This is a genomic window from Mycobacterium decipiens (assembly GCF_963853665.1).
Classification (GTDB): Bacteria; Actinomycetota; Actinomycetes; order Mycobacteriales; family Mycobacteriaceae; genus Mycobacterium; species Mycobacterium decipiens.
On record NZ_OY970459.1, the window covers coordinates 547,059 to 559,362 of the forward strand.

Consider the following 12,304-nt stretch of genomic DNA (forward strand, 5'->3'; position numbering starts at 1 on the left):
CGTGAAGTTCAGATCGGCGCACCTCGCCGCGCGATCCATCGTCTTTGAACATGCCCCGCCGGTCAGGCGCGACCGGCAGCCGCTTGTGCGAGTTGGAGACGGGAGCTGAAGCCGAGCTTGTTGTAGACGTGCGTCAGGTGCGTTTGCACGGTCCGCGGTGAGACGAAAAGCCGCGTCGCGATGTCCTTATTGGCCAGTCCCTCGCGAACCAGCCGTACGACCTCAAGCTCGGTCGGTGTGAGCGACTCCCAACCCGTGGCCGGCCGTTTGCGCCAGGAGTGGCCGCGCTGGGCATAGGCGATCGTCTCCTCGATCGACAACGCCGCCCCCTCGGCCCATGCACTATTGAAGTCGTTTTCTCCCATCGAATTTCGCAGTGTCGCGACCGATTCCTCGTATCCCGCTTGGTAAATCGCGAAGCGCACCAAGCCGGTTCTGTTTCGAATAGCCTCTGCGGCGCCGAAGAGTCGTGCCGCCACCCGGTAGGTGCTGGCATCCCAGGCCAGCCCGGCGAGGCATTCGAGCACGTCTGGGAGATCCACGTGCGCGCCGCTGTCGGCCATACAGGCGAGTGCCTTGTGGGCGTAGCGTTCGGCTTCTTCTCGCTTGCCCTCGGCGACCGCGATTCTGGCGCGCGTGGTGAGTGCCAAGGCCAAGTGCCGGCCGCTCATTGACTGCACGGCGTCGTTACACCAGCGACGCGCTGCGACAAGGTCGCCGCCGGCCAGCGCAGCCTGGGCATTGAACGCCCGCTGCGCCGCTGCCGGCTGGGGCATGGCCAAACTCAAGTTCTGCCAGGCCGCCTCGCTGGCCCGTTGGGCCGTTTCCACGTCGCCGGCGGCCAGCGCGGCCGTGGTCAACGCCGAGTAGCCCATACCCGCGAAGTACCCGCCCAGTTCGGCGGCCTCCAGGGCGGCGTTGGCCGCCGCCCGAGCCGCCGTCACTTCACCTCGGTAGGCAAGGGCGAAGGCCAGGCCCTGAAGACGGTTCGCCTTGTGCAGTACTTCCTGAGCCGCCGCGGCCTCGTCGGCCGCCTCGCCGAACTGTGCGGCAGCTGCCACGAGTTCACCCCGCATCAGCTGGGCGAAGCCCAGGCACCAGCGGCACCAAAGCGCATTGGATTGGTCGCCAATCGCGCTGGCCAGCTCGCGTCCCTCTTGGGCGGCCTCGCGCGCCGCGATCGGGTAGCCCGCCACAATCGCATCGACCGCCTGGAAGGTGAGGATCTGAGCCAGTCGCCACCGATCGTCTACGGCGCGGGCCAGTTCGATCGCCTCGGCGAAATATGGCGCGGCCGTATCGGCGCGGGCCACCGCAACCGCGATCAAGCCGCAGGCGGTCAGGGCCCGCGACAACAGCGCCGGGTCGTCGACCTCCCGCGCGATCAACAGGGCTTGCTGGGCCTGATTCATGCCCGCGGCGGCGTCGACGAAGATGTCGAGCAGGGCCTTGTCGGCCAGCGCCCGGGCGCGCACGGTGGCCGCCACTTCGAGATGGCGCGCACTCTCATCGGTGAGAATGCTGTCGAACCAGGTCCGCCCTTCCTGGATGCGGCCGCGCGTCATCCATACCCGCAACAGGGAGGACGCCAACGCCAGGGCGCCTTCGGTGTCGAAGTTTTCGCGGCTCCAGACAAACGCCGCGCGCAGGTTGTCGATCTCGGTTTCGGCCTGGTCGAGGCATTGCGCATAGTCGGCGTGGCCCGGGTTGTCGACCCTGGCCGCCAGCGCCGTGTAGTAGTCGCGGTGCCGTGCCCACACGGCGTCGACCTCGCCGGCCTCGTGGAGCTTTTCCAACGCGTACTGGCGCATCGTCTCGCATAGCCGATAGCACGTTCGACCACTGCTTTCGTCGGCCATCACCAGGGACTTGTCGACCAGCAGGGTGATCTCGTCGAGGACCTGATAGCGCCGGACGTCACCGCTGCTGGCAACCGCCTGTGCACCATCGACGAAGAAGCACCCCACAAACACCGCAAGCCGGCGGAACAAGGTACGTTCCGGTTCGGTCAATAGCATGTGCGACCAATCCACCGAGGCCCATAGCGTTTGCTGGCGGTGCGCGGCGGTGCGCGCGCCACCGGTTAACAGCGCGAACCGGTCACGCAAGCCATCGACGATCTCGTCGAGCGTCAACGACCGCACCCGCGCAGCCGCCAGTTCGATCGCCAACGGCAAACCGTCAAGACGTTCGCAGATCTCGGTCACCGCGGCGAAGTTGTCGTCGGTGAGGCGAAAATCCGGCCGGACTCGCTGAGCCCGGGAGCTAAACATCTCGACGGCTTCGTCACCGAGGGACAGCGACGGTACCCGGTAGCTCACCTCACCCTCGACCCGGAGCGGCTCACGACTGGTTGCTAGCAAACTCACCGCCGGACACGCTTCCACCAGCGCCACCGCCAACATCGCGGTCGCGTCGATCAGATGCTCGCAGTTGTCCAACACCACCAAGGCTTGACGCCCGCCCAGGAAACGCAGGATGGCGTCCATCGTGGAGCGGCCCGGCTGGTCGTGCAGGCCCAGTGCGGCCGCGACCTCGACCGGTACCAGATCGGGGTCGGTGATCGGCGCCAGATCCACGAACCACGCGCCACCGAACTCACCGGCAATCTGCGTCGCGATCTGCACCGCCAGCCGTGTCTTGCCCACACCGCCGGCTCCGGTCAGGGTCACCAACCGGTTTTGGATCACCAACCGGTGCACTTCACTGATCTGTGCGCCGCGCCCCACGAAACGCGTCAGGTGCACTGGAAGCCCATGGGTCACACCTACGTTGGCGACCCGCAGCGGCGGGAAATCGATACGCAGGTCGGGGTGAGATAGCTGTACCACTCGCTCCGGGCGCGGCAGATTCCGCAGCTGGTGCATCCCCAGATCGGTCAGCCACCCTTGATCGGGAAGCCGGTCGACGACCAGGCTCTCGGTGGTACCCGACAGCAGCGTCTGGCCCCCGTGCGCCAGATCGCGCAGGCGCGCGGCCCGGTTGATCGTCGGACCGGCATAGCTGCCCTCGTCGCGTAGCCGCACCTCCCCGGTGTGCACGCCGATGCGCAACCGGATCGGGGCGAGCGGCGCGCGCTGCAAATCCAACGCGGCGGCCACCGCGTCCGACGCGCAGGCAAACGCGAGGACGAAGCTGTCTCCTTCGCCCTGCTCGACCGGGCGCACTCCGTCATGGGCGGCAATCGCATCGGACACAGCCTCGTCGAGGCGTGCCACCGCAGCACCCATATCTTCGGGATGGGCGTCCCATAGCCAGGTCGATCCCTCAACGTCGGCCAACAGCAACGTTACTGTGCCCTGTGGCAGCAACTCGCTCATCGGACCTCCGCTCAGTCGCAATCATGCTAGCCAGCGGTGACCGCGTAGCAAAGGAGATCCGTGTTTCGTGCCGACACCACTAGACGCCCATGCTCCGCACGGTTAGCGCGACAGCGGGTCGTGCTGAATGTGTTCTGGTGGGGCGCCTTTCGCGATCAGGGCGGCCTTGGTCGCCTGGACCATGGCCGGCCCGCCGCAGATCAGAATCTGCCGGTCGCCCCAGTTGCCGTACTTGGTGACGACCTCGGGCAGCCGGCCGGTCTGGCGCACGTGCAGCCCGCGCGGCACAGACACGTCCGGATACTCGGCGGCCCAGGACGGGTCGCTGTTGTACTCCGACACCGGCGAGACCGACAGCCACGGATTATGCGCCGCAACCTGCCAAAGCGTGGGTAGGTCGTAGAGCTCGCACCGGTAGCGTGCGCCGAAGAAGAGGTGCACGCGTGGATTCTCGGCGAAGCGGCTGAGGTCGATGATCAGTGCCCGCAGCGGTGCCAGGCCGGTGCTGCCGGCCACCATCAGCACGTCGCCGCCGTCGCGGTCCACCCGAAAGGCGCCGTGCGGGCCGGACAATCGCCACCGGTCACCGGGCCGGGTTTCGCCAACAATGGCGTTGCTGACCAGGCCGCCTGGCACCACACGGACGTGGAACTCGATCCGCCCGTCCGGGTCGGCCGGAATTGCGGGGCTCAGATACCGCCAGCGGCGCGGGCATTGCGGAACCTGCACGTTGACGTACTGGCCCGGGTGATAGTGCACCGGGAGGTCCAGCCGCAGCCGAACGACGGCAAGATCGCGCGACGCCCGATGGTGCTCGACTACCGTGCCGTCCCACCAGGCCGGCGCGTCGTCGGCGTCCGCAGCGCCGCTCATCACCCCGATGATCAGGTTGAGCGACTGATCGGCGGCTTCGTCGACGGCGTCGGTCCAGGTGGCGTCCAGATGATCGCGCAGGGCGGCATAAAGCGCGCGGCGCAACGTGTCGTACTGGGGTGGCCGCACACCGTACTTGCGGTGGTCGCGGCCGAGCTGGGCGAGAAAGGCTACCGGCGCTTCGGCGCGCTGGGCGATCAGCTCGCCGTACACCCAGTGCAGCGCGTGCGCGAAGGCGGTTCGCTGGGCGGCCATGTCGGGGGGAAACAGGTCGCGTGCGGTGGCGTCGAGGGCAAACCAGCGGGTGTAGAAGCGGCGGACCAGTTCCGGGTCGTCGGTTTTGAAGGCGTCACGCAACACCCGCAATGCATCCCGGTCCTCGATGCCCACGGACCTCGATTCTAAGCTCGCCCTGCTCCCGACACGCGGTGCGCCGAGAGCTAGACTTGAGCGGAACAGACTCAACATTGACGGCGTTGAACAACGCGACAAGCATTTTCAGACGTACCGAACGGAGGTGTCGTGGACTCATTCAACCCGACGACCAAGACGCAGGCGGCTCTGACGTCGGCGCTACAGGCGGCCTCGGCCGCCGGGAACCCCGAGATCAGGCCCGCTCATGTGCTGATGGCGTTGCTCACGCAGAACGACGGGATCGCTGCACCGCTGCTTGCGGCCGTCGGTGTCGAACCCGCCACCATCCGTGCCGAAGGGCAGCGCCTGCTGGACCGGCTGCCCCAGGCCAGTGGCGCCAGCACGCAGCCGCAGCTGTCGCGCGAATCGCTGGCCGCGATCACCACGGCACAGCAGCTGGCCACCGAGATGGACGACGAATACGTCTCCACCGAGCACCTGATGGTGGGCCTGGCCACCGGCGACTCCGACGTCGCCAAGCTGCTGAGCGGACATGGCGCCTCGCCACAGGCGTTACGCGAGGCGTTCGTCAAGGTGCGCGGCAGTGCCCGGGTCACCAGCGCCGATCCCGAGGCCACCTACCAGGCACTGGAGAAGTACTCGACCGACCTGACCGCCCGGGCCCGGGACGGCAAACTGGACCCGGTTATCGGGCGGGACAACGAGATTCGGCGCGTCGTGCAGGTACTCTCCCGTCGCACTAAGAACAATCCGGTGCTCATCGGCGAACCCGGCGTCGGCAAGACCGCGATCGTTGAGGGACTGGCCCAGCGCATCGTCGCCGGCGACGTCCCGGAAAGCCTGCGGGACAAGACAATCGTCGCACTTGACCTCGGCTCGATGGTCGCCGGCTCTAAGTACCGCGGCGAGTTCGAGGAACGGCTCAAGGCCGTGCTCGACGACATCAAGAATTCGGCCGGCCAGATCATCACCTTCATCGACGAGCTGCACACCATCGTCGGTGCCGGTGCGACCGGCGAGGGCGCGATGGACGCCGGCAACATGATCAAGCCGATGCTGGCTCGTGGGGAGCTGCGGCTGGTCGGCGCGACCACGCTCGACGAGTACCGCAAGCACGTCGAGAAGGACGCCGCGCTGGAACGGCGTTTCCAGCAGGTGTTCGTCGGCGAACCGTCGGTGGAGGACACCATCGGCATCCTGCGCGGGCTCAAGGACCGCTACGAGGTGCACCACGGCGTGCGCATCACCGACTCGGCCTTGGTGGCCGCCGCCGCGCTGTCCGACCGGTACATCACCGCCCGCTTCCTACCGGACAAGGCCATCGACCTGGTCGACGAAGCGGCGAGTCGGCTGCGGATGGAAATCGACTCGCGCCCAGTGGAGATCGACGAGGTGGAGCGGTTGGTGCGCCGGCTGGAGATCGAAGAGATGGCGCTGGCCAAAGAGGAAGACGAGGCGTCGGCGGAACGGCTGGAGAAGCTACGCGCCGAACTGGCCGACCAGAAGGAGAAACTGGCCGAACTCACGACCCGCTGGCAGAACGAAAAGAACGCGATCGAGATCGTCCGCGACTTCAAGGAGCAACTGGAAACCCTGCGCGGCGAATCCGAGCGGGCCGAGCGCGACGGCGACCTGGCCAAGGCCGCCGAGCTGCGCTACGGACGGATACCCGAGATCGAGAAGAAACTCGAGGCCGCCCTGCCGCAGGCGCAGGCCCGCGAGCAGGTGATGCTCAAGGAGGAGGTCGGACCCGACGACATTGCCGACGTGGTATCGGCATGGACCGGGATCCCGGCCGGGCGGCTGCTGGAAGGCGAGACCGCCAAGCTGCTGCGGATGGAGGACGAGCTGGCCAAGCGGGTGGTCGGGCAACGCAACGCCGTCACTTCCGTTTCCGATGCGGTGCGGCGTAGCCGTGCCGGGGTCGCCGACCCCAACCGGCCGACCGGATCGTTCCTGTTCCTCGGGCCCACCGGTGTCGGCAAGACCGAGCTGGCCAAAGCGCTGGCCGACTTCTTGTTCGACGACGAGCGGGCCATGGTCCGTATCGACATGAGCGAGTACAGCGAGAAGCACTCGGTGGCCCGGTTGGTTGGTGCGCCCCCCGGCTACATCGGCTACGACCAGGGCGGCCAGCTGACCGAGGCGGTGCGCCGCCGGCCCTACACCGTGGTGCTGTTCGACGAGGTGGAAAAGGCGCACCCGGACGTGTTCGACGTGCTGCTGCAGGTGCTCGACGAGGGCCGGCTCACCGATGGTCAGGGCCGCACGGTCGACTTCCGCAACACCATCCTCATCCTGACCTCCAACCTGGGGTCGGGCGGTACCGAGGAGCAGGTCATGGCGGCGGTTCGGGCAACGTTCAAGCCGGAGTTCATCAACCGGCTGGACGACGTGCTGATCTTCGAGGGGCTCAACCCCGAAGAATTGGTGCAGATCGTGGACATCCAGCTCGCGCAGCTGGGCAAGCGGCTCGCCCAGCGACGGCTGCAGTTGGAGGTGTCGCTACCCGCCAAGCGCTGGCTGGCCCACCGTGGTTTCGACCCGGTGTACGGTGCCCGGCCGTTGCGCCGGCTGCTACAGCAGGCAATCGGCGATCAGTTGGCCAAGATGCTGCTTGCCGGCGACGTGCATGACGGCGACACCGTGCCGGTTAACGTTAGCCCGGACGGGGAATCCCTGATTCTGGGCTGACCCCCGTGATTGGGTTGTGACCTGGTCGGATTCTTGGTTCGGCGCCAACAGCAGATAGGCTAGTCGGGATGGTACCGCTTTGGTTCACGCTCTCCGCGCTGTGCTTCGTCGGTGCGGTGGTGTTGCTGTACGTCGACGTCGATCGACGTCGCGGGCGTAGCCGACGCCGCAAATCGTGGGCGCGATCACACGGGTTCGACTACGAACGCGAATCAACCGAGATATTGAAGCGCTGGACGCGCGGCGTGATGTCGACGGTTGGCGATGTCGCCGCCCACAACGTGGTGCTGGGTCAGATCCGCGGCGAGGCGGTGTACATCTTCGATCTGGAGGAAGTCGCCACGGTGATCGCGCTGCACCGCAAGGTGGGCACCAACGTCGTGGTCGACCTGCGGCTCAAGGGCCTGAAAGAGCCACGGGAGAGCGACATTTGGTTGCTGGGCGCGATCGGGCCGCGGATGGTGTACTCCACGAATCTGGACGCGGCCCGGCGCGCCTGCGATCGGCGCATGGTCACCTTCGCGCACACCGCACCCGACTGTGCCGAGACCATGTGGAACGAGCAGAACTGGACGCTGGTCAGCATGCCGATCGCCAGCACTCGCGCCCAGTGGGACGAGGGGTTGCGCACCGTCCGCCAATTCAACGACCTGCTGCGCGTGTTGCCGCCACTGCCGCAAGAAACCCCCCAGGAAACGGGGCCGGGACCGGGCAGCGCGGAACCGGGCCGCCCATTGGCCCCGGCTGGCCGCGCGGAATTGCCGCCCAGGCGCGCCCAGCCGGATCCGGCCGCCGGGGTGCTGCCCGATCCGGCTCGTCGTGCGGCTGAGCCGATCCGCCGCGATGACGGTCGTTCCGAAGGCGTTCGGCGTCCGCCGTCAGCGGGCCGCAACGGCCAGCAGGCCACGAACTACCACCACTGATCGCGCGAATGCCACGCCCCGTTGCCCTCATCACTGGGCCCACGTCCGGGATCGGCGCCGGTTACGCGCGGCGCTACGCGCGCGACGGTTACGACCTGGTTTTGGTTGCCCGCGATGTCGAACGGTTGAAGCGACTGGCGGGTGAGCTAGAGTCCGAGGCCGGCAACGTCGAGATGCTGCCCGCGGATCTGGCCGATGCGGCCGACCGTGAAAGGGTCGCCGAACGGCTCGTTGCCGGGGTGCGGGTCCTGGTGAACAATGCCGGCTTCGGGGTGTCCGGCGAATTCTGGACGTCGGACCCGGCCGTGCTGCAGGCGCAGCACGACGTCAACGTGACCGCGGTGATGCAGCTGACCCGGGCGGCGCTGCCGGCCATGCTCGAATCGGGTGCCGGCACCGTCGTCAACGTTGCCAGCGTCGTTGGTCTGCTGCCCGGAAGGGGGTCGACCTACCCAGCGTCCAAGGCGTGGGTGATCTCGTTCACCGAGGGCCTGGCCGACGGATTGCGGGGCACCGGCGTCGGAGTGCACGCGGTGTGTCCGGGCTATGTACGCACCGAATTTCACGGCCGGGCGGGGGTGGACGTGGCCGACGTGCCGTCGTTTGCGTGGCTCGAGGTTGACGATGTGGTTCGCGAAAGCCTCGCCGATATCGCCCGTGGCAAGGTGATCAGTATTCCGAGCATTAGGTACAAGTGCTTGGCCGCCACCGGACGGCTGGCGCCGCGTGGACTGTTCCGGGCAGCCACCGGACGGCTCTCGCCGCGCAGGCTGATCCGGGCGGCCACTGGACGCATAGGCGGTGGCGATGACTGAGCGGGACGAGTTGGCCGAGTTGGTGCGCCGGCTATCGGTAGTGCGCGGCCGCGTCACGTTGTCGTCGGGCAAGGAGGCCGACTACTACGTCGACCTGCGCCGTGCCACCTTGCACCACCGGGCCGCCGCGCTGATCGGCCGGCTGATGCGGGCACTTACCGAAGACTGGGACTACGCGTTGGTCGGCGGCCTGACCATGGGTGCCGATCCGGTCGCGACCGCCATCATGCACGCCCCGGGCCGTCCGATCGACGCGTTCGTGGTCCGGAAGTCAGCGAAAACCCATGGCATGCAACGACTTATCGAGGGCGCCGAGGTCTCCGGGCAGCGGGTGCTGGTGGTCGAGGACACCAGTACCACGGGGAACTCGGCGCTCACCGCGGTGCGTGCCGTCCAGGACGCTGGCGGTGAGGTTGTCGGTGTGGCCACGGTAGTCGACCGCGCCACCGGAGCCGCCGAAGCCATCGAAGCGGTGGGTGTGCCGTACCGCAGCGTGTTGGGTCTCGCCGATCTGGGGCTGGGCTAGGCCGCCTGCAGTGCGTGTTCTGGTTGCATTGGCGGTAGTCGCATCTTTGGTCGGGTGCTCGGGTGCCAGCCATACCAGCGGCGTCTATGGTGCCCAGCGCGCCCGGTTCGGCGAATCGCTGGGGGTGCTGGGCTGGAACATGGCGGTATCGAATCTGCGGTGGTCGAACGACTACGTGTTGATCGACGTTGACGCGGCCCCGACCGACCCGCACACACCGCACGCCAAACCCGAGGACATCCGCTATGGCCTGTACGGCGCGCTGGCACACCCGCTGGAGTCGGTCGGTCTCGGCAGCTGCGACGACGCGGTGGCGCGCGTGCAGGACATCAATTCGCCGCTATCGGCGCCGCCCGACCGGCTCACCGGCACGGTCTGCCTGGGTCCGCTGAAGGACCGAAGCGCGGTCCGTGGCGTGTACACCTACTCGCCCCGTGATCGGATCGCGGATACCGCGGCGGCCTATCCTGCGGCGTTTCCGGTCGGGATGCTGCCGACGAACCAAAACGACACCGGCTTGGCGGTCACGACCACCAGTGTGTCGGCGTGGCGGGCCGACGGTACGCCGTTGACCAAGGCTGCGCTGGGCGACCCGGCGGCGTTCACCGGCAACGGCTACATGCTGCTGGGGCTGGACGCCGACGCCGTCGCGGCCCGCTATAGCGACGACTCCACCGCCCGCGGTGGACCGTTGATGTTGCTTGCCACGCCGAGCGTTCCGGGCCGCGGGCCGAGCCCGGCCTGCGCGGCGTATGGGTCATCGGTGCTGATCCTGCCCGATGCGTCGCGGGACGCGGTGCACGTCAACGCGTCGCTGTGTACCGAGGGGGAAATCAACGAGGCGCTGCTGTACGCGACGGTGGCGATCGTCGGAACGCATGCCGCGGTGTGGACCGCTCGGTGAGCGAGCTCGTCGGACCTACCGAATGGGGGGCACCCGCCAGCGGCGTCGGGCCCTGGGTGGGGGACTCGCCAGACGACCCGCGGTATGACCCAACCTTGTTGCGCGACGGGGACACTCGCAACGTGGTCGACGCCTACCGGTACTGGACTCGGGAGGCGATCATCGCCGACATAGATCGGCGCCGGCATCCGCTGCATGTCGCAATCGAAAACTTCGGACACGACGCCAATATCGGCTCCGTGGTGCGCACCGCGAACGCGTTTGCGGTGGACACCGTGCACATCGTCGGGCGTCGACGCTGGAACCGTCGCGGCGCCATGGTGACCGACCGCTACCAACGGTTGCGTCATCACGACAGCACCGCCGGGCTACTGGAGTTCGCGGTGGGCGCTGGTTTGACCGTGGTTGCGGTGGACAACGTCCCGGGAGCCGCGCGGCTGGAGCAGACGGCGTTGCCGCGCCAATGTCTGCTGGTGTTCGGTCAGGAAGGTCCGGGCATCACCGCGGACACCCGGGCGGGCGCGGCGATCACGGTGTCTATCGCCCAGTTCGGCTCGACGCGCAGCATCAACGCCGGCGTCGCCGCCGGAATCGCGATGCATGCCTGGATCAGCCAGCACGCGGACCTGGGCTGCGCCTGGTGAAGCCGGGGCTAGCGCGGTTGCGCCGGCCTCATCTTGAACGAGACCTCGAGTTTGATGCGGTAGGTGATCTTGCCCGCGGCGTCCACGGACATGTCCTGCTCGATGACTCGAGCGACCCGGATGTCGTCGACGCTTTCCCGCGCCCGCTGTACCGCCTCCGCGGCGGCCTGCTCCCAGGACGTGGGGCTGGTCCCGATGATGTCGATCACCTTGTACACGCTCATGGGGGTAAAGCGTATAGCTAGCTAACTCCAGAGCGTGACGTGGACCTTCGGGCGGAACCTCGTCACTCCGACCCCGCTGCCCCGGATCATGGCCTGGATGCACCTCGGGGTGGTGATGAAGCGAACGAGCTCGGAGACGGCGGGTTGGCGGGCCGACGGCGCGAGTGTCGCCGCGCACCACTCGCCGGCCTGATCCAACCCGGGGCCGGTCACGTGCACCAACCGTCCGGCGGCAAGATCCTTGGCGACCGCGAAGCCGATGGTCAGCGTGGCACCGCCGACGCGCATGACCTCCTCCAGTGCCGCGGCGTCGCTCTGGAAGATTCGCTGTTGCGACTCCGGAATTGCCATGCCGCGCAACATGGTTGCGATCTCGCCGTCTACGCTGCCGGCCGACGGACCCAGCATCCACTGTTGGTGGCGCAACAGCGCGTGCGTCGGAATGCCCACGGCCATTGGGCTGTTCGGTGCGACGACGGTAATGATCTGATACTTCAGAAAGGGCCGCATGAAGATCGAGCCGTCGGAACCGGTCGCACTCTCACTTGCAGGGCCGATCGCGATGTCGACGGCGCGCGAGCAGATCAGTTCGTGGAACCGGCTAGTCGGATGCACGCTCAACTCGACGGAGAGGTCGTCGGCGCGAGACGAGAAGAGCTCGATCAGGCCCGGCGCGGCGTGTTCGGCGAAGGTGGATGACGCGGCGATGCGCAGCAACCGGCGTCCGTGCGCGGCCTCGGTGACCTCGATTGCGGTTTGCTGCTGCAGGCCTAGGATTTCGACCGCGCGGCTGGCCAGCCGCAGCCCACCGGGCGTGAACGCCAGCCCGGCACCGGTCCTGGTGAACAACGGGTCGTCGAGCTCCTTGCGTAGCGCTGCGACATGCATCGACACGCCCGCGTCGGAAACACCCAGTTCTGCGGCGGCCGCCCGGACCGAACCCAAACGCACCACCGCCGAATAGGCCCGAAGTTGAGCCGGAGTCATGTGTCTCAGCCTACGTCTG

10 protein-coding genes are annotated in these 12,304 nt (G+C 67.5%); 6 read left to right on the top strand and 4 right to left on the bottom strand.

Annotated elements, in window-relative coordinates:
• Positions 1–62: 62 nt before the first annotated feature.
• Positions 63–3,320 (bottom strand): helix-turn-helix transcriptional regulator, encoded by a 3,258-nt coding sequence (locus AADZ55_RS02485; RefSeq protein WP_085327163.1) that lies wholly within the window; start codon positions 3,318–3,320, stop codon positions 63–65.
• A gap of 102 nt (positions 3,321–3,422) precedes the next feature.
• Complete coding sequence (locus tag AADZ55_RS02490) at positions 3,423–4,583, bottom strand: FAD-binding oxidoreductase (RefSeq protein ID WP_085327162.1); 1,161 nt, start codon at positions 4,581–4,583, stop codon at positions 3,423–3,425.
• A gap of 132 nt (positions 4,584–4,715) precedes the next feature.
• On the opposite strand from AADZ55_RS02490, the gene clpB reads away from it, so the two are divergent.
• The 6 genes from clpB to AADZ55_RS02520 all read left to right on the top strand — a co-directional run bounded on the left by clpB (position 4,716) and on the right by AADZ55_RS02520 (position 11,074).
• Positions 4,716–7,262, top strand: a complete 2,547-nt coding sequence (clpB, locus tag AADZ55_RS02495; protein ID WP_085327161.1) for an ATP-dependent chaperone ClpB — start codon at positions 4,716–4,718, stop codon at positions 7,260–7,262.
• A gap of 68 nt (positions 7,263–7,330) precedes the next feature.
• Positions 7,331–8,185, top strand: coding sequence for a trehalose monomycolate transport factor TtfA (ttfA, locus tag AADZ55_RS02500; RefSeq protein ID WP_085327160.1), 855 nt, complete (start codon positions 7,331–7,333; stop codon positions 8,183–8,185).
• Positions 8,186–8,193: 8 nt separating this feature from the next.
• The gene (locus tag AADZ55_RS02505; RefSeq protein WP_085327159.1) at positions 8,194–9,000 is read left to right on the top strand and encodes an SDR family NAD(P)-dependent oxidoreductase; all 807 of its coding nucleotides are present in this window, start codon (positions 8,194–8,196) and stop codon (positions 8,998–9,000) included.
• Positions 8,993–9,526: an orotate phosphoribosyltransferase gene (gene pyrE, locus AADZ55_RS02510; protein WP_423202346.1), complete on the top strand. Its 534-nt coding sequence runs from the start codon at positions 8,993–8,995 to the stop codon at positions 9,524–9,526. The genes AADZ55_RS02505 and pyrE overlap by 8 nt, the downstream gene beginning before the upstream one ends.
• Positions 9,527–9,536: 10 nt before the next feature.
• On the top strand, positions 9,537–10,430 hold the full coding sequence (locus AADZ55_RS02515) for a hypothetical protein (protein ID WP_085327157.1): 894 nt from the start codon (positions 9,537–9,539) through the stop codon (positions 10,428–10,430).
• Positions 10,427–11,074 (top strand): TrmH family RNA methyltransferase, encoded by a 648-nt coding sequence (locus AADZ55_RS02520; RefSeq protein ID WP_119185080.1) that lies wholly within the window; start codon positions 10,427–10,429, stop codon positions 11,072–11,074. Before AADZ55_RS02515 ends, AADZ55_RS02520 begins: the two co-directional genes overlap by 4 nt.
• A gap of 8 nt (positions 11,075–11,082) precedes the next feature.
• Here the strand turns inward: AADZ55_RS02520 and secE2 are convergent, their stop codons facing one another.
• Positions 11,083–11,298 (bottom strand): calcium dodecin, encoded by a 216-nt coding sequence (gene secE2, locus AADZ55_RS02525; RefSeq protein ID WP_085327156.1) that lies wholly within the window; start codon positions 11,296–11,298, stop codon positions 11,083–11,085.
• 21 nt (positions 11,299–11,319) lie between these two features.
• Positions 11,320–12,285, bottom strand: a complete 966-nt coding sequence (locus tag AADZ55_RS02530) for a LysR family transcriptional regulator (protein ID WP_085327155.1) — start codon at positions 12,283–12,285, stop codon at positions 11,320–11,322.
• Positions 12,286–12,304: the final 19 nt, after the last annotated feature.

Bases quoted from the DNA above. Each gene is read 5' to 3' on its own strand.
- AADZ55_RS02485 (WP_085327163.1), bottom strand. From the start codon at position 3,320: ATGAGCGAGTTGCTGCCACAGGGCACAGTAACGTTGCTGTTGGCCGAC.
- ttfA (WP_085327160.1), top strand. From the start codon at position 7,331: ATGGTACCGCTTTGGTTCACGCTCTCCGCGCTGTGCTTCGTCGGTGCG.
- AADZ55_RS02505 (WP_085327159.1), top strand. From the start codon at position 8,194: ATGCCACGCCCCGTTGCCCTCATCACTGGGCCCACGTCCGGGATCGGC.
- pyrE (WP_423202346.1), top strand. From the start codon at position 8,993: ATGACTGAGCGGGACGAGTTGGCCGAGTTGGTGCGCCGGCTATCGGTA.
- secE2 (WP_085327156.1), bottom strand. From the start codon at position 11,298: ATGAGCGTGTACAAGGTGATCGACATCATCGGGACCAGCCCCACGTCC.
- AADZ55_RS02530 (WP_085327155.1), bottom strand. From the start codon at position 12,285: ATGACTCCGGCTCAACTTCGGGCCTATTCGGCGGTGGTGCGTTTGGGT.